This window comes from Rummeliibacillus pycnus, from assembly GCF_050459865.1.
Taxonomy (GTDB): Bacteria; Bacillota; Bacilli; order Bacillales_A; family Planococcaceae; genus Rummeliibacillus; species Rummeliibacillus pycnus_B.
Window position 1 is genome coordinate 1 of the sequence record NZ_JBCMNM010000088.1, and the last position, 17,247, is coordinate 17,247.

A 17,247-nucleotide genomic window follows, 5' to 3' on the forward strand; every position below is an offset into this window, starting at 1 on the left:
AGCTAATTCCACATCATGCTAGTTTATATGAATTTTGCATTATGAAATTGATTCGCCTACAAAAGTTCTTCAATTTCCTTCAAAGTTGGTAGACCGGTCATGGCTCCTTTTTTGGTGGTGGATAAACCACCTGAAATATTTGCAAAACGGATCATCTCGGTTATTTCTATTTCAGAAAGATCTGTTAGAGTTTCGGCGGATTCATTTAGTGAGTAGAGCATTCCTGAAACAAAAGCATCACCTGCTCCGGTTGTATCGACGGGCTGGCATTTCAAGCTATGAATAGTTCCAATATGATCTTTAAAACAATACATACATCCTTCAGACCCTAATGTGATTAAAATTAGCGGTAATTTAGGTAAAGAAAGAATCCCTTCTTGTAAATCACTACAACCTGTTAAAAAGAATAGCTCTTCGTCAGAAATTTTTAGGATATCGACATAAGAAATGGTGGAAAGTATAGTTTCTTTGGCCTGTTCATCGGATTCCCATAAGCTTGTGCGAACATTTGGATCGTAGGAAATTATCATTTTAGATTCTTTTGCCACCTGTATGGCTTCAAAAGTTGCCGATTTAGAAGGTTCATTTATTTGCGAAATCGAGCCAAAATGAAAGATCTTATGTTGTTTGAATAATGATGCATTTAGTTCTTCTTTTTTCAAAAATTGATCCGCACTTGGGTTTATGTAAAAACTAAAATGTCTTTCTCCTGAAGGTTCCAAGGACACAAATGTTATGCCGGTTCTGACTTCTTTGGTAAAAATCATCGAATAGGTATTCACACCATAATTCGCTAAAGTTTCCTGCAAAAAATAACCAAGTACATCGTCTCCGACTTTACCGAGAAAAGTCGATTTTCCTCCAAGCTTTGCAACACCAGCAGATACATTTGCCGGTGCGCCACCTGGAGCTTTTTGATATGTTAAATTGTCATTATCCAGTGGAATAAAATCAATTAACGCTTCTCCTAAGCATAAAACACCGTTCATATATTAGTACCTCCTTCATTTTCAAGTATTTACTTTCACCTAGGTAGTTCAAGTTTCTATGATTTTTCATATACCCATAATATTCCATAATAAGACAAAAAAAATAGCCATACACGTATTATTGTGCAAAGCTATTCTCCTTTATATACAACTACTCACTTAACTCTTTTTTCATCTCTTCAAGCTCTTCAATTTGTTCTTTGGTAAGTTGAATCAATTCAGCTGTAGTTGGATCTATCTCTTTTGAAACTTGCAATTGCTTCAATGTTTCTTTTGCGTCTTCTAACATTAATTCAATATTTTCTAATTTTAAAATCCCCATATTGATATGACTCCCTAAACTGTTTCATTTTTATGCTTTCTTATTATAGCTTACTTCTCTAATTATCGCATGAGGAATACCATATAGTAATTTTTAGTAACACTCTTAAAGTTCTATAATAAAATAAAAGTTAAAGGACGATTCAATAGTTGTTGAAAAGTACAAAGAAATGCGCTGAACCTATTGAAAACAATAATGCCACCAATATTGGCCTATTTGATTGTTTGTATAATAACCATCTTAGCTCCTGCATCTGATGGTTATTATACGGTCAGTTGGAAATTACTTGTTGGACAAATTTATGCAATTCCCATCTTAATTGTTGTAGCTTTCGTAACCTTTTATATTAATAGAAAACGTGCAAACAAATAAGAAAATTTCAAAGGATAGCATTGGCTATCCTTTTTTTGCTATATTTCTGCAACCTTTTTTTGGTAAAGTAATTATCAGAATATTAAATTATATATTTGGGGGTAAATCAATTGAAATTCATAGAAGAATTGGAAATGTTTCAATTTACTGACTTAGAAATGAATGATGAACAAGCAAAATTTGCTTCAGCTTTAAAGTTAATTACAGAAGGAAAAGATGATTTAGCTACAGAGAGTTTGAAACATTTATTATTTTTGAATTCTCATGATCCTATATTCCGAAATAACTGTTCTAAACTATTATTTGATCTTTATTTTGCTAAATCCGACTGGAAACAAATTGAGCTACTCGGTCTTCTTGATGAACCAAGCATAGAAAAAACCAATCGCTTAATCGCTAGAGCGTGTAGCAACCAGTCTAAAAAAACGACATTCTCTTTTTCAATCGATCAAATATGTATACCTATGAAACAAAGTATCTCTGGCTCCCCAACGATTGAGGTAATCATTAATGGGAATAAAAAATGGTTTTGGCTGGATACAGGTGCAGGGATGACCGTTATCTCCAATTCTATTGCAAAAGACTGTCATATAAGCCCAATTAAAGATAACGAGTTTCAAGTTGGAAATTCAATTAATCAAAATTTTAGTACTGATTTGGCCTTCATCGATTCAATTGTTATAAAGGATCTCTTGATTCAAAACCAGCCAACATTGGTGTTGTCGGATGATTTGTTAAAGATTCATAATCCTAATACGGAAGAAGTAATGATTATTGATGGAATTATTGGATGGGATATCATACAACATATTTGTTTGGAGATTGACTATCAACTGAACCAAGTGACGATTCAGAAACCAAAACGAAAAGATAATTTGGAGAACAACCTTTTCTTCTGTGGATATCCGATTTTGAAAGTTAAAGCAAAGAATCAAGTCCCATTGTATTTCGGATTAGATACCGGGGCAAGTAAGACCCATTTTGGACAACCACTCCTATCGAAAATTAGTAACCTTAAAATTGAAAAAAGATTAATACATGCTGGAGGCATCGGTGATGTAAAAGAAAAAGAAATAGATAGCATAGAAAGTTTAATCATCTATCCAAATGAGGATCAACCTATCATCTTACACAATGTGAGTAATGTGTTAGCAGATTATGCTACTTTCTTTAAGCTAGATGGAGTTTTTGGGAGTGATATTGCGAAGGATGGGCGTATGATTATTGATTATGCGAATAGAAGTTTGAGCTTGCACCAATAAAAAAGAAAAGTAGGATGATTCGACATATCAGATATAAGTAGGAAATTTAATTTTTAAGGACCTTATTAGGTATAAACCATATTAAATATAAAAGCATGTTTTGATCCTTCTTTATCAAAACACACTTTTTCTATTTGTTCTTATATATCATGTATGAGCTTTTATTTTATTAGATCCATTTTAAAGCTATCCTATTCTAACCTGAACATTCCTATTTACTTTTTGTCCAAAAAACATAAGATTTTATTACCTTTTGTAAATATCTTAGATGATCTATTTTTAGTAAAATAAACAAATAGAAAACAACATTTTCTGAATTTTCAATCTAATTTATAGGAGGATATTGATGAAAGCAAACATTGTATTTTTAAATGGTGAAGTAATTACTGTTGATGGACAAGATTCTATCCAAGAGGCTCTAGCAATTTCTGATAATAAAATATTGGCAGTTGGTTCAAATGATGAGATGAAAGGTTTTATCGGCGATTCTACTCAAGTAATTGATTTGGATGGAAAATCACTGCTCCCTGGGATTATTGATGCTCATTTACATCTGGTTATGTATGGTGCTTTTCAGCTCAACATCAGCTGTAAAGAACCGGGCATGGACTCAATCGATGCGATTTTGACTGCATTAAAAGAAAGAGCTGCTAATACACCAAAGGGACAATGGATACGTGCATGGGGTTTTAATGAAAATACAGTGAAAGAAAAACGATATCCTACTCTTGAAGAATTGGATGCCATTTCAACAGATCATCCGATAAATATTACACGAACTTGTGGCCATATTGGCGTGGTCAATTCAGTTGCCTTACAACTTGCTGGTATTGATGAAACAACTCCAAATCCCCAAGGAGGCGTTATTGAAAAAGACGCTCAAGGTAAATTAACGGGACGCATAATTGAAAACGCTTATATGAAATTAAATGAACAAGCTGCTTACACAAATAAAGAGATCGATCAAGCGATTCAAATTGCTCAACAACATTTCTTAGAAGTTGGCATTACAAGTGTTCACGAAGCTGGAACTTTTACAAAAGAAAGTTTCCGTTCTCTGCAACTAGCCTCCCAAAAAGGCGACCTAAAAATTCGAGTCTATGCAGTAATCGCTAGTTTAAATGACTGTACGCAGTTCACATTAAATATGATGGAATCAGGTGTTGTGACTGGAACTGGAAATGAGTTCTTTAAAGTGGGCCCTGCTAAATTATTTACAGATGGAAGTAGTACTGGCCCAACAATTGCAACTCGTGAAGGTTATACAAGTAATCCAGAAGATCATGGAATTCTTTATTACACAGAGGATGAAATTTATGAAGTCCTTGGTAAAGCACATGAACTAGGCTATCAAATTACCGTACATGCACAGGGTGATAAGGCAATTGAGTTGTATTTGAATGTTGTCGAACGAGCTTTAAAAGAAAATCCTCGTGAAAACCATCGTCATCGTATCGAACATGCTGGTATTTCAAGCCCAGATTTACAGGAACGAATGAAAGAGTTAAAGATGATTCCTATACCAAATCCACCATTCCCATATGAATTTGGTGAAAGTTATTTAACAAACTACGGTGAACGTACGGACTATATGTACCCTGCACGTGACTTTATCGATCAAGGAATTATTGCTGCTGCTGGTTCAGACTCACCTGTTACAACCTATAATCCGTTCATCGGAATTCATGAGGCAGTCAATCGTGTTACAGCCAATGGAAATCCATTTGGTGAAAAACAAAAAATTGATGTTCTCGAAGCTATTCGTTTGTATACCTATAACGGTGCCTATGCAAGTTTTGAGGAGGACATCAAGGGCAGTTTAGAGCCAGGTAAACTAGCTGATGTCATTGTACTTGACCGAAGTATTTTGAAAACTCCTCCACAAGAATTGAAAGATATTCAAGTTGAATTAACTGTACTGGATGGCGAGACTCTATTCGAACGTTCAAAAACGAATATTTAGCGAATTTCGATTTTCCTAGTACAAGAATGGAGGTCTCATATGTCAATAAAAGTCTCTACCTGCCAATTTGAATTGCAAAAAGTAGATACCTTCGCTACTTTTAAAGATCAAATTTTACGAGCATTTGACGATGTGCCACTTTCAAGTGATTATGTACTTTTACCAGAATTATTTACGATGTCTTTACTAACAACTTATAAAAATTACGATCAATTTACTGAAAAAGATAATGAGAAACTAGGTGAATTTTTAGAAGAGTATATTCAGTTTTTTAAAAAGCTTTCTCATAAAAGAAAGCAAGTAATTATTGCAGGTTCTACACTCGAACCAACTAGTCAAGGTCATTACAACACAGCCTTTATTTTTGATGGTGAAGGCAATGTAATGAAACATCGAAAGACACATATATTCCCTGCTGAATCTGCTTGGGACACCATTGAGGGTGATGAATTAGAAGTATTTAACATCGGACCAGTAACATTTGGTGTTGCCATTTGCTATGAAATGGAGATTCCAGAAATTGCACATATCTACAGTCAAAAAGGGGCAGATATTATCTTTTGCCCGTCCTATACTTTCACTGAATATGGTTTCTGGAGAGTTCGTCATTGCGCACATGCACGTAGTATAGAAAACCAACTCTACGTAGTTCACTGCCCTACGATTGGAGAAATCCCAGGACCGATTCATAACGGTTTTGGGACTACTGCCATTATTGGACCTGCTGACTTGCCCTGGACAACAAATGGCGTGATTACAGAGGCTTCAAGTAATGAAACTGCTGTCGTTACAGCTGAATTATCTCTTGAAGATCTTTATGAAAATCGCAAAAGTGGCGCTGCAACAACTTATAAAGATCGTATCCGTAGAAAAGATATTTATAAATTAGAAGCTCCAATCAATTGAAACCTGTAGTTGAAATCAGGATTATTACCAGCAATCCCCCCACTTTACCATTGTTTCTCGGTGAAGGCTGGGGGGATAACTACCTTTTTGTGCGATATAAAAGTCAATTTCAAAGGAGGATTTTATGAATAACATTAAACTGTTATTACTTATACCGTTTATTGGAATGTGTCTATGCTTGCCTTTTGCAAATAAAATAGAACCTTATGTACTTGGTTTACCATTTCTCCTATTCTGGATTATCTTATGGATGATTATATCGTCACTCGTGTTAGCAATTGTGTATAAATTTGACCCTGAAAACCAAGGAGGAGAGGAATAATGAATATAGCATTAATTATTATCTTTGCTTTTGCAGCGATTGCCCTTTTCCTTGGTATCCGAGCGACACATGGAAAGAAAATGAATGTCGATGAATTTGCCGTTGGTAATAAAGGATTTGGTACATTATTCATTTTCCTTTTAATTGCAGGAGAGGTTTATACTACTTTTACATTCCTCGGTGGTAGTGGTTGGGCCTATTCAAATGGTGCTGCTGCTTTCTATGTTCCAGCATATATTTGTTTAGCTTACGTATTATCTTATTGGATTGCTCCAAAGATTTGGAACTATGCAAAAGACAATCATATTATTTCTCAGCCAGAATATTTTGCTTCCCAATATAAAAGTCCGATATTAGGATTAGTTGTTTCATTTTTGGGTGCTATCGCATTAATTCCATATATTGTTATACAATTAAAAGGATTAGGAATTATTGTGTCGGAGGCTTCATACGGAGGAATTAGCCCAGTTATTGCTAGTACAATTGGTGCAATTATCATTACAGTGTACGTCACTATTTCGGGAATCCATGGATCTGCATGGACAGCTGTTTTAAAAGATATCATGATTTTAGGAGTGATCATCTTTTTAGGCATCTATATTCCATTCCATTACTTTGGCGGTGTACAACCTCTTTTTGAGGCAGTCGAAAAAGTGAAACCAGAAAGCTTAACTCTCTCTGCTTCAGGTTTAAGTATTTCATGGTTTATTTCAACGATTGTGTTAAATGCGTTTGGTTTCTATTTATTGCCAAATACCTTCTCAGTTGTATTGTCATCTAAGAGTGCCAAAGCATTGAAGAAAAATGCCATTACTTTACCTTTATATACACTATTACTCTTATTCGCATTTTTCATCGGATTTGCGGCTATTATCGAAATTCCAGGATTACAAGGTGCTGAAGGTGATCTATCCTTGCTTCGATTGACCACTCAAACATTTGATCCATGGATTGTAGGTATTGTTGGAGCTGCAGGCTTACTGACCGCATTAGTACCGGCATCTGTTATGTTAATGTCTGCTTCGATTGGTTTAATGACTGGATTTTACAGGCTTGTGAAACCAAAGGCAACTGATCGCCAACAGTTAATGGCTTCAAAAATCTTTGTTTTTGCTATTATCCTTGTGGCATTTATCTTCACCATTACTGGAGGAGATGCACTAGCAATCTTAAATATTATGTCATACAGCTTGATCACCCAACTTGTTCCAGCATTAATTTTTAGTTTCTATAAAAAACGCATTCTGAATAAGTTTGGTGTGATGGTAGGCATTTTCGCAGGTGTCGGGGTTGTCCTATATGGAGCTATCACAGCTCATAAACTAATCGACTTCTTCCCGAACATTCCACACGTTATTAATGACATCAGTACGGGTATGATTGCTGTGATTATTAATTTTGTAGTAGCAATTATCGTAAGTTTAGCAACTAAACATTTAGTAGTGAAAGAGAATGAAGAAGTTGATACACTTGCAGCATAATATATATCAATTACTAAAGAGATAATCTTAAAAATCGGGCGTTTATTCACATAGATGAATAAACGCCCAAATTTTGTTCTATCAGATTTCAAAGCTTCGATATCACATGATCTAAAAGAAAATAAAGTCTATAAAAAAATGACTTAACTTTCATTATCAGCTTTTTAATAGATATTATTCTATTTCACGAATAGTTCTGGTTATTCCACCATCTTTGCATTAACATAAACAACTTCCATTAATAAAATAGCTACCGTAAACATAATTAAATATTCAGTCTGTTTGATGCCGATTAAGCCGCAAATTAATAGCAAAATGCCGAGAATCGCCATTGTACTACCTACTAATCGTGCTAATTTGAATTTGTCTTTTACTCTTTTTTCGTTATATCCTGCTAATAGCCACGTATGTTTTTTAACACCTACTAAATAACCCAATACTAGAAAGACTACACCTATTAATACTAAATTCATTTCCATTTAAATCAACCTCCTAATAGTGTTTGATAATTGCAGGTACAATATAGAACGGAATAAAAAGAGTTGACAACAGATACAATAAAATCATATCCACATCGTATTCCATCTTTAAAATCCCTTGATTATCAATAAATAAAATAATAATCAATAAAGCATTTAACAAAAACATGCAACGTAATGACCACTTTGAAATGTTGGCATTCACTCGATCATCGAATTCTATTTCTTCTTTTTGCATATTACTTCGCTTATATTTAGCAAATACAATTAAACATACTATACCTCCGAGAAGTACCCACTTTATAAAAGAATTATTAAGAAACGCCAGCACGATAATAAAGAAAAGAATGGGTATATATGTGAATAACTTAGTCATACTTCCTCCTCCATCCAAAATAATTTTTCAATTGATGTACCTAATGCAGCAGCAATTAATAAACACACCTTAATAGTTGGATTATATTTTTGTGCTTCGATTAAGTTCATTGTTTGTCTCGTGACACCAATAAGCTTCGCTAAATCCCCTTGTGTTAAATTTCCCATTTCAATTCTTCTGACTTTAACATTGTTCTTTACTTGAATTTCTTTCAATCAAAGGCCTCCTTTCAAAAAATAAAAGTTCGATGTCACTTTGTTTATGTTTCGCAATAAGATTTCTATAAATGTAAAAATTTACTATCATTTGAATTGTAACATATAATTTACTTTTGTCATATATACACGACAATTCTTCTTAAAGAAAATTGACTTGCAACAATTTACAAATTGATTTCTACTTGAATTTACTGCGTATTTCCGCCCTTATCGTAAATTCTCGAGTTATGAAATAACTTATGAAAATCGAACATTCTTCTTATATATTGTCTTTGATACTCGATTAGGTAGATCTTGTTTTTAATTACCACAGCCGATTAAAAGGTTTGATGCAAAGGATTAATGGTTAGGCTACCAAATATCTTGACAATTATTTAAGTTGGTTTAAATATGAAACTAATCGTTCTCTTAGAACGTATTAAAAATAGATTACAATTTGGGAGGAGTCAAAAAATGAGTGTCGCTGTAAAATATCAAGAAAAAGTTAAACAAGATTTAGAACTAAACGAACAAATTATTGATGTCATCGCTGGAAGAACTGCCCCTACTAATTGGGTAATGAAGCTTCTTCCTGAAATTTCTTGGCTTACAAAAGAGAATATGCCAATTGTATTAGCTATTACAGACCAAAGATTACTTGTCTATAAACAACAAATAAATTTGGACATTCAGCTCGCTATTGGAATTCATCGTTCTGATATAACTGAATGTAAAGATGCAAATGGTCTTCTAAATGGAGCAGTTCAAATAACACTAAAAGATAATCAATCTTTCAAGTTTGTTTTTAAAAAGGAACTTGTTCCCAATATTCTAAAAGAAATAAACAAGTAATTTCCAAAAGAGGACATTGAATACAATAATATTTTACAAAACCTAAAAAAAAGACCGTAGAGAAACTCGTAATTCTTCGAGTTTCTTTACGGTACGAACCGAGAGCATATTTCTCTTAGCTCCTTCTACATCACCAATCCCACTTGTACCTTTTCACCATCTACCTTCACCTCAAAAGTTGCCTTTACTTCAATACCTTCATTGTAATAAAGGTTGATAACTAATAGTGAGTCTTTTAATAGTTCTTCAAATTTTTCAACTACTTCTGTGTTACCTTTAAATGCTAAATCAATATATTGCTCGACTGGTAGGTTCAGCTGTTTTCGTTTTTCCTGTACCTGTCGGATTAGTTCACGAATTTGACCCTCTTGTTTTAAATCCTCTGTTAATCGAACATCTACCAAGACTTCAAATTGTTCTTCCTCTGCTAAAGCAAATCCTTCTGGTACATGAACATCCTGAATAATATGTTCACTAAGTAATGTCAACATTGCACCATCTACGGTTAATTTAAGCTTTCCTTCCTGTTTGAAGGTTGTTTTCTGATCTTCTTCAAGATGTGTTACAAGTTCCTTAATTTTATTCACATTTTTGCCGAATGCAATTCCGGCTGTTTTGAAGTTGAGCTTATACTCGACAGTTAGGAATTCATCTAAGCTATTCACCCATTGAATTTGCTTTATATTTAATTCATCCTGAATAATAGTTGAATATGATTCGAGTCCTGAATTTGGTGTAACTACATTCATTGTGGCTAAAGGTTGTTTTACTTTAATGCCCTCTGTATTCCGAATTCTTCGACCAAGTTCCACAATTTTCAGTACAGCGTCCATTTCTTTCTCTAACTGAAGCTGAATTGCCTCTTCATAAACTTTTGGATAATCAGTTAAATGCACTGATTCCCCTGTCAGCGTGGAATAAATTTCATCTGTAATATAAGGTGTAAATGGTGCTGCAAGCATACTTACAGTTGTTAATACTTCAAATAAGGTACTGTATGCAGCGACCTTATCGTCAGATAGTCCATTTGCCCAGAAACGAGCACGTGAACGGCGGATGTACCAGTTACTTATCTGTTCCAAAAACTGTCCAATTTCTCTACTTGCCAGTGTAAAATCATATTTCTCCATTGCCTTTTCAACAATTTGAACTGTATGATTCATACGAGAAAGAATCCATTCATCTAGCTTCGTCCGGACACCCTGTTTTCCAGCATCATATTGAAAGCCATCTATATTCGCATATAACTGATAGAAATGAAATACATTTTCAAGAGTATCAATAAATTTTGATTTCGCTTCCTGGACTGTTTTATGTGAGAATCGCTTTGGATTCCAAGGTGCACTGTCCGTCATAAATGCCCAGCGAAGTGCGTCTGCTCCATACTCCTGTATCATTTCAACCGGATCTAACGCATTCCCCTTACTTTTTGACATTTTGCGTCCTTCACCATCTAACACATGACCAAGGGATAATACACTTTTATAGGGTGCCTTTCCCTTGTATAAGGTAGAAACTGCTAAAAGACTATAGAAAAATCCACGTGTTTGGTCAATACCTTCGATAACTACATCTGCTGGGAAGTGCTCTGAAAACTTAATGTCCTGATTAAATGGATAATGTTGCTGCGCAAATGGCATAGAGCCACTATCAAACCATACATCAATCACTTCAGGAGTACGATGCATATCTCCAGAGCAGTTTGGACAACAAAATACAACCTCGTCGATATAAGGCTTATGCAGCTCAATATCTTCTAAAGGATATTTTGAAAGCTGCTTTAGCTCCTCCATACTCCCTGGTGCTACCTCATGTTCGCAATCATCACATTGCCAAACATTTAATGGCGTCCCCCAATAACGATTTCGGCTAATATTCCAGTCGATTACATTTTCTAAGAAGTTTCCGAAGCGACCGTCCTTAATATGATGAGGATACCAATCCACTTCTGAATTTAAATTCAATAATTCCTCACGATGATCGGACATTTTAATAAACCAACTATCTGTGGCGTAATAAAGAAGTGGTGAATCACAGCGCCAGCAATGCGGATAACTATGCTCATATTTTTCCTTATCAAACAATACTCCTCGTTCTGCAAGCATTTTAATAATGTCTACATCACAATCTTTTACAAATCGTCCTTCTAGTGGAGGAACTGCTTTTGTATATCGACCTTGCCCATCCACAACATTAACAAAGGAAAGTTTATTTTTTTGAACAACCTTATAATCATCCTCACCATAAGCAGGTGCGATGTGGACAACACCAGTACCAGATGATTCAGTCACATAATCTGCCAACACGACTTCATGACCTTTTTCAACTTGAACAAAATGAAGAGGTGCCACATATTTTGTTCCCTCGTAATCCTTTCCAAGCTTTTCATCTAAAATCATCGCATTTTCACCAAATAGTTTTGGCACTAATGTTTTAGCGACAATGAATACTTTATCTTCTTGTTGCACACGTACATAAGTTAAATCTGGATGTACCGCCAATGCCACATTCGCAGGTAATGTCCAAGGAGTCGTCGTCCATCCAAGGAAATACTCATTTTCTTTTCCAACTAGTTTGAACATTGCTGTTACTGATAAATCTTTTACATCTTTATACCCCTGTGCCACTTCATGTGAACTCAATGATGTTTGACAACTTGGGCAATATGGTGAAACGCGATGGCCTTTGTATAGCTCTCCAGATTTATGAACATGGCTAAGAATTGCCCATACCGATTCGATATAATCATTTTCGAGTGTTACATAAGGATTCTCCATATCAATCCAGTAGCCTAATTGTTCAGTAAAGCTACGCCATTTTTGTTCATAGCGAAAAACGGATTCCTTACATTTATTTATAAACTCCTCGACACCATATTCTTCAATTTCTTGTTTACCCGAGATGCCGAGTTCCTTCTCAACTCCAAGCTCTACGGGTAAGCCGTGTGTATCCCAACCAGCCTTACGTTCCACATAATATCCTTGCATCGTTTTATAACGTGATACGATATCCTTCACTGTACGACCAAACGCATGACCAACATGTGGCATGCCGTTTGCTGTAGGTGGTCCTTCGTAAAAAACAAAGGGTTTCTTACCTTTTCGATTAATAACGGACTTCTGAAATGTTTGTGCGTCATGCCAACGTTCTCTTACCCTAGTTTCTCGTTCAAAAGCTGATTCTTTCATCTGTAATTCCTCCTATACATTGTATAAAAGGCATACAAAAAACACCGCCCCCTTCGCAAAGAAAGGGACGGTGTTACCCGCGTTCACCCTAATTCTATTGAATAAATCCGATCTCAATAGCACTCAGCGACGTACAATCATACGCGTTCCTTTTAACGGTAGAACCCCGAGTTGACTTACTGTCTATTCAGCCAACTATCTCAGAGACGATTTTCATTTTTTGTTTGAACACTGATTCACACCACACATCAGCTCTCTGTTGATCAACGCAAATAACTACTCTTTCTCTTCCACGACTTTGTATGCTTTTATTAGTTCATTATAATAAATGAATCCCTTTTAAAAGTCAAATTATTCAAAATCATATTTCAAATCAAATAGTAATAGTATTAATCTGTTTTCTGTATGATGTGGAATTAGCTTCGCTTTCCGCGGGCGAGCGTTGAGCCTCCTCGGGGCAACAGGATGTTGGTCACGGAGTCGTTGCCACAGGACGTGGCGTTCTTAGACTCCGTTCCTTAATCGTTCACTGCGGGGTCTCAACTGTCTCGCTTTCCTCAGGAGTCTTCGCTAATTCCACATCAACAAAGATAGCTATACCAGATTTTTTTTATAAATTTTCAGGTGATCTTTTAATGGTGATGACATTAATATTAATTCTATATACTATCCATAGATTTATATGATATATTTGGTAATAGAGGTGGAAATTATGAAAAGAAATTTCGCTATTTCATTACTTATCCTTTGTTCGTGCATTATTATTTACCTTATTCTTGCAAGTTACGGTTTGGCTCTTATGGATCCCTTAGGTTTAATTATTGTTGCTTTACTCGGTTTCATCATCAGCTTATTATTGGATATCAGAGATAGATTAGACAAACAAAGTAAATGGAAGGTACGGTAGGATTTTTATTAAAAATTCTATAAGTCTTCTGATAACAAACATGGGATATTAAGCAAGAGTATAACTCTTGTTCAATATCCCATGTTTTAGTAATTGATAAATTAAAGAGCTTTCTCAGAAATTTTTATGAAGGCAATAGGATTCGCTACATATCTTAAAACTTCCATTACTATTGTTTTTTCTCCTAAAAGATACTTGATCTACTATGTTTAACTATTATGTTCGCTAGTCACTTCTTCCGAAGCCTTCAAGTAAAGCCCTTCATACATCTTCACAATTTTCTTCTTATCAAATTTCCCCACACTGGTCTTTGGAACTTCGTCAATAAATAGGATTTGATCTGGGAATTGCCATTTTGAGAATTTGTCTTTTAGGAGTTCTTCAAATTCTTCTTTTGGAATATTTTTGTGTCCATTTGTGGCGATTAGTGCAAGTGGCCGTTCTTGCCATTTATCGTGCGGAATGCCGACAACAACTGCTTCTAGGACATCTGGATGCCCCATTAGCGCATTTTCTAAATCGATTGAAGAGATCCATTCTCCCCCACTTTTAATGACATCTTTGATCCGGTCGACGATTTTCAAATAGCCATTCTCATCAATTGTGCCAGCATCACCACTTCTCCAGTAACCATTTCGGAAATTATTCTCACTACCAGGATGATTGTAATATGAACCGGTTATCCAAGGACCCTTTATACAGATTTCACCTACAGAAATTCCATCATGAGGTACTTCTTTGCCAGTTTCAGGATCGCAAATAGTCAAATCAATTCCAGGAACAGGGATACCTTGCTTTCTTCGTATATCCCATTTTTCATCATCTGTTAATGTGCCAACTAAAGCTGGATTTAGATGATAATTAATAGCAGCTAATGGCGTCGTTTCTGTTGAACCATAAGCATGAATAATTTCTGCACCTGTTAACTCTTTAAAGCCTTTCATTAAGGAAACAGGCGGCTCTGATGCACCTGACAAAAATCTTGCTCTACTCAAATCAGGCTTTTTATCGAGCGTTTTTATATAATGTAACATTGGAAGGAAGATCGCAGGTGAACCTCCTGAAATTGTAACGTTTTCTGCAATCATCAAATCAACAAGAGGTGAAGTATCTTCAGCTGCATAACGTCCCGGGAAAATCATCTTCGCTCCCATCATCGTTGCTGTATGAACTAGCCCCCATGATTGACCATGGAACATCGGAACAATTACCAATAAGCAATCATTACTATTTACCCCTACTAAAGCTGCTTCCGCCAATGTATGAAGGTAAATATTGCGATGTGAATAATACACTCCTTTAGGCTTTCCTGTTGTCCCAGATGTATAGGCTGCACCATAAGCAGTGGTTTCTTCTATTATTGGCCAGTCATAATTCGCCTTTTCTTTTGCTATGACATCTTCATAATGATAAATAGGAGATAAAGTTGTTTCGATTTCAGTAAGAGGTTTATCAGACATGATTATAAAGCCCTTTACTGTATTGAGATTAGGTAAGATTGCTTCCGCAACTGAAATTAACGATTCATCTACAAAAATATAGCTAGCTTCGCTATGATTTGTAACGTACGTAAGATCTTCTGTTGAAATACGTAAATTCATTTGGAGGAGGGTTGCTCCAATTCCTGGAATGGCAAAATATAATTCGAAATGTCGATGTGTATTCCAATCAAGAACTCCAATTCTTTCACCTGGTTTGACACCTAATTGATTTTCAAGGAAGTTAGCAATTTTGGACATTCGATTGAATGCATCTCTGTATGTGTAACGATGGAGTTGATCATTTTTCTTAAATAATATTTCTTGATTTGGAAAGTTTCGAACTGTATGTTTAATCATTGTCGTTGTATTTAAGTGATAGTCATTCATAGACGTCGATGGGCAACCTTTTACTAATCTCATAGATTTATTCCTCCTCGGCTTTTCACAAAAAGTGACATTGATAACTACTTCAAATTAAAAGCTGATTAACATATTCCGCTTAAATTTCTATAACATTGTATTTTTGTCTCAGTTGATATTTCAATAGCTTACCTGATGCATTCCTAGGTAATTTATCCTCAAAAATTACTTTTTTCGGGCATTTGTATCCAGCAATATTTTCTTTTGCAAATTCTATTATTTCTTTTTCTGTTAAATCTTCGTCTCTTTTCGTAACTATAATTGCCGTCACAACCTCTCCCCATTTAGGATCCGGCGTTCCAATTATCGCTACTTCCGCTACACTATGATGAGTTGCAATAACATTTTCTACTTCTATAGAGTAAACATTTTCTCCGCCAGAAATAATCATATCTTTATTACGATCGACTAATAGAATATAGCCGTCCTCATCGCGTACAGCTAAATCTCCTGAATAGATCCATCCATCCTTCATGGTTTTATGTGTAGCTTCAGGGTTTTTATAATATTCTTTCATGTTTGATGGTGCCTTCACGATTATTTCACCTATTTCTCCTACTTTCACCGATTTTCCAGAAGGTGTCACAATATCAACTTGTGTAAACATAGTGCTATCTTTCCCAGACATGCCTGCATGCTTCTCATGATCATTTGGATATAAAATGATTCCCGCAGGACCAGTTTCAGTTTGACCACATAAACTATAGAAATTATTTGAACCAAAATATTCAATGCACTTTCTTACAACATTTTGGGACATTGGTGCTGCACCATACATAAATTTATTGATTGATGAAAAATCAAAATCATTTTCTTTCGGAACTTGCAAAAAAGCATTATACATCGTTGGTACTGCTAACATAGATGTAATTTGATATCGTCCTATATCATGTAGAATTGTTTTTGGATCAAAGTTATCATATATAACACCAAAACCACCAATATATATTTGAGGAAGTAAACAAATATTCAATTGTGCACTATGGAATAATGGTGCAAAATGAAGAAATCTTTCATTCGGATGATAATTTAGTGAAATGATAAATTGATACATTAATTGTTTAATCCGTTCATGATCAAATACTGCTCCTTTTGGATGACCAGTTGTACCCGAAGTATATAAGATTGCTAGATCATCAGTTCCTAAAATTTCAATATCAGGGTTGGAATCATCTTCTGAAAGTATTTGATTATAGGACTTAAAAGCAGCATGCATAGAATTTGGAACAGAAATTAAATTTTCAATTTCCAGATCACTTCCAATTATTTTTACTATCTCCTGTTCGAATTCAACATCTGTAATGATATGTTTAGAATCAGAATTATGAACGATATATGCAATCTCTTTGGATAATAGTCTAAAATTCATAGGAACGATGACAGCTCCAATTTTAGCAAGAGCAAAATAAGTGATGGCAAAGTAATCTGAGTTTTTCATCATAAGTACTACTTTGTCACCCTTATCTACACCGTTTTCTACTAATCCGTTAGCTAGTTTGTTTACAGCTTTATTAAACGCTTCATATGTGTATTGGCGATTTTGAAAAAGTAAGGCCTCTTTTAATGGGTGTCTCAATACATTACTTTCCAAAGCTTCAACGATATACATAAGGCTATACTCCTTTAAATTGTATTTTTCTCAGTTGAATCATTTTTCATAAATCCATTTTCGTTTATTCAGATTTGGATGTTCCGCCACAGACGGCGCTTTCCACGGGCTTGGCTTCAAT

15 protein-coding genes and 1 other annotated feature are annotated in these 17,247 nt (G+C 35.0%); of the genes, 7 read left to right on the forward strand and 8 right to left on the reverse strand.

Features of this window, described 5'->3' with window-relative positions:
* Positions 1 to 56: 56 nt before the first annotated feature.
* A complete protein-coding gene (locus tag ABE048_RS17050; RefSeq protein WP_430312470.1) occupies positions 57 to 989 on the reverse strand; it encodes an aminoimidazole riboside kinase in 933 nt (310 codons plus the stop codon).
* Between the two features lie 151 nt (positions 990 to 1,140).
* Positions 1,141 to 1,311: a hypothetical protein gene (locus ABE048_RS17055; protein ID WP_430312471.1), complete on the reverse strand. Its 171-nt coding sequence runs from the start codon at positions 1,309 to 1,311 to the stop codon at positions 1,141 to 1,143.
* A 183-nt stretch (positions 1,312 to 1,494) separates the two neighbouring features.
* Here ABE048_RS17055 and ABE048_RS17060 point away from each other — a divergent pair, with 183 nt between their 5' ends.
* The 6 genes from ABE048_RS17060 (at position 1,495) to ABE048_RS17085 (ending at position 7,617) form a co-directional block, all read left to right on the forward strand.
* The gene (locus ABE048_RS17060) at positions 1,495 to 1,683 is read left to right on the forward strand and encodes a DUF4017 family protein (RefSeq protein ID WP_430312472.1); all 189 of its coding nucleotides are present in this window, start codon (positions 1,495 to 1,497) and stop codon (positions 1,681 to 1,683) included.
* Between the two features lie 110 nt (positions 1,684 to 1,793).
* On the forward strand, positions 1,794 to 2,945 hold the full coding sequence (locus ABE048_RS17065; protein WP_430312473.1) for a pepsin/retropepsin-like aspartic protease family protein: 1,152 nt from the start codon (positions 1,794 to 1,796) through the stop codon (positions 2,943 to 2,945).
* 346 nt (positions 2,946 to 3,291) lie between these two features.
* A complete protein-coding gene (locus ABE048_RS17070) occupies positions 3,292 to 4,908 on the forward strand; it encodes an amidohydrolase (RefSeq protein WP_430312474.1) in 1,617 nt (538 codons plus the stop codon).
* 39 nt (positions 4,909 to 4,947) lie between these two features.
* Positions 4,948 to 5,814 (forward strand): nitrilase-related carbon-nitrogen hydrolase, encoded by an 867-nt coding sequence (locus ABE048_RS17075; protein ID WP_430312475.1) that lies wholly within the window; start codon positions 4,948 to 4,950, stop codon positions 5,812 to 5,814.
* Positions 5,815 to 5,938: 124 nt separating this feature from the next.
* Entirely contained in the window at positions 5,939 to 6,136 is a 198-nt protein-coding gene (locus ABE048_RS17080) for a DUF3311 domain-containing protein (RefSeq protein ID WP_430312476.1), read from the forward strand.
* Positions 6,136 to 7,617: a sodium:solute symporter family protein gene (locus ABE048_RS17085; RefSeq protein ID WP_430312477.1), complete on the forward strand. Its 1,482-nt coding sequence runs from the start codon at positions 6,136 to 6,138 to the stop codon at positions 7,615 to 7,617. Before ABE048_RS17080 ends, ABE048_RS17085 begins: the two co-directional genes overlap by 1 nt.
* Before the next feature lie 200 nt (positions 7,618 to 7,817).
* Here the strand turns inward: ABE048_RS17085 and ABE048_RS17090 are convergent, their stop codons facing one another.
* Genes ABE048_RS17090 through ABE048_RS17100 form a run of 3 tightly spaced genes read right to left on the reverse strand, consistent with a single transcriptional unit; the run spans position 7,818 to position 8,687 of the window.
* A complete protein-coding gene (locus ABE048_RS17090) occupies positions 7,818 to 8,096 on the reverse strand; it encodes a DUF3784 domain-containing protein (RefSeq protein WP_430312478.1) in 279 nt (92 codons plus the stop codon).
* Between the two features lie 13 nt (positions 8,097 to 8,109).
* Positions 8,110 to 8,472 (reverse strand): hypothetical protein, encoded by a 363-nt coding sequence (locus tag ABE048_RS17095; RefSeq protein ID WP_430312479.1) that lies wholly within the window; start codon positions 8,470 to 8,472, stop codon positions 8,110 to 8,112.
* A complete protein-coding gene (locus tag ABE048_RS17100) occupies positions 8,469 to 8,687 on the reverse strand; it encodes a helix-turn-helix transcriptional regulator (protein WP_430312480.1) in 219 nt (72 codons plus the stop codon). Before ABE048_RS17100 ends, ABE048_RS17095 begins: the two co-directional genes overlap by 4 nt.
* A 456-nt stretch (positions 8,688 to 9,143) precedes the next feature.
* Here ABE048_RS17100 and ABE048_RS17105 point away from each other — a divergent pair, with 456 nt between their 5' ends.
* Positions 9,144 to 9,521 carry a hypothetical protein gene (locus ABE048_RS17105; protein ID WP_430312481.1) on the forward strand — a complete coding sequence of 126 codons (378 nt, stop codon included), beginning with the start codon at positions 9,144 to 9,146 and terminating at the stop codon, positions 9,519 to 9,521.
* 125 nt (positions 9,522 to 9,646) lie between these two features.
* Here the strand turns inward: ABE048_RS17105 and ileS are convergent, their stop codons facing one another.
* From ileS to ABE048_RS17120, 3 genes are all read right to left on the reverse strand, one after another.
* On the reverse strand, positions 9,647 to 12,709 hold the full coding sequence (ileS, locus tag ABE048_RS17110; RefSeq protein WP_430312482.1) for an isoleucine--tRNA ligase: 3,063 nt from the start codon (positions 12,707 to 12,709) through the stop codon (positions 9,647 to 9,649).
* Positions 12,710 to 12,769: 60 nt separating this feature from the next.
* Positions 12,770 to 13,011 (reverse strand) — a binding site (T-box leader).
* An 814-nt stretch (positions 13,012 to 13,825) separates the two neighbouring features.
* Positions 13,826 to 15,517, reverse strand: a complete 1,692-nt coding sequence (locus tag ABE048_RS17115; protein WP_430312483.1) for a long-chain-fatty-acid--CoA ligase — start codon at positions 15,515 to 15,517, stop codon at positions 13,826 to 13,828.
* Positions 15,518 to 15,596: 79 nt separating this feature from the next.
* Positions 15,597 to 17,126: a long-chain-fatty-acid--CoA ligase gene (locus ABE048_RS17120; RefSeq protein ID WP_430312484.1), complete on the reverse strand. Its 1,530-nt coding sequence runs from the start codon at positions 17,124 to 17,126 to the stop codon at positions 15,597 to 15,599.
* Between the last annotated feature and the right edge of the window lie 121 nt (positions 17,127 to 17,247).

What these genes read in the sequence shown, in the direction of transcription:
- ABE048_RS17050 (WP_430312470.1), bottom strand. Translation starts at nt 989, where the DNA reads ATGAACGGTGTTTTATGCTTAGGAGAAGCGTTAATTGATTTTATTCCA.
- ABE048_RS17055 (WP_430312471.1), bottom strand. Translation starts at nt 1,311, where the DNA reads ATGGGGATTTTAAAATTAGAAAATATTGAATTAATGTTAGAAGACGCA.
- ABE048_RS17070 (WP_430312474.1), top strand. Translation starts at nt 3,292, where the DNA reads ATGAAAGCAAACATTGTATTTTTAAATGGTGAAGTAATTACTGTTGAT.
- ABE048_RS17075 (WP_430312475.1), top strand. Translation starts at nt 4,948, where the DNA reads ATGTCAATAAAAGTCTCTACCTGCCAATTTGAATTGCAAAAAGTAGAT.
- ABE048_RS17080 (WP_430312476.1), top strand. Translation starts at nt 5,939, where the DNA reads ATGAATAACATTAAACTGTTATTACTTATACCGTTTATTGGAATGTGT.
- ABE048_RS17085 (WP_430312477.1), top strand. Translation starts at nt 6,136, where the DNA reads ATGAATATAGCATTAATTATTATCTTTGCTTTTGCAGCGATTGCCCTT.
- ABE048_RS17090 (WP_430312478.1), bottom strand. Translation starts at nt 8,096, where the DNA reads ATGGAAATGAATTTAGTATTAATAGGTGTAGTCTTTCTAGTATTGGGT.
- ABE048_RS17095 (WP_430312479.1), bottom strand. Translation starts at nt 8,472, where the DNA reads ATGACTAAGTTATTCACATATATACCCATTCTTTTCTTTATTATCGTG.
- ABE048_RS17105 (WP_430312481.1), top strand. Translation starts at nt 9,144, where the DNA reads ATGAGTGTCGCTGTAAAATATCAAGAAAAAGTTAAACAAGATTTAGAA.
- ileS (WP_430312482.1), bottom strand. Translation starts at nt 12,709, where the DNA reads ATGAAAGAATCAGCTTTTGAACGAGAAACTAGGGTAAGAGAACGTTGG.
- ABE048_RS17115 (WP_430312483.1), bottom strand. Translation starts at nt 15,517, where the DNA reads ATGAGATTAGTAAAAGGTTGCCCATCGACGTCTATGAATGACTATCAC.
- ABE048_RS17120 (WP_430312484.1), bottom strand. Translation starts at nt 17,126, where the DNA reads ATGTATATCGTTGAAGCTTTGGAAAGTAATGTATTGAGACACCCATTA.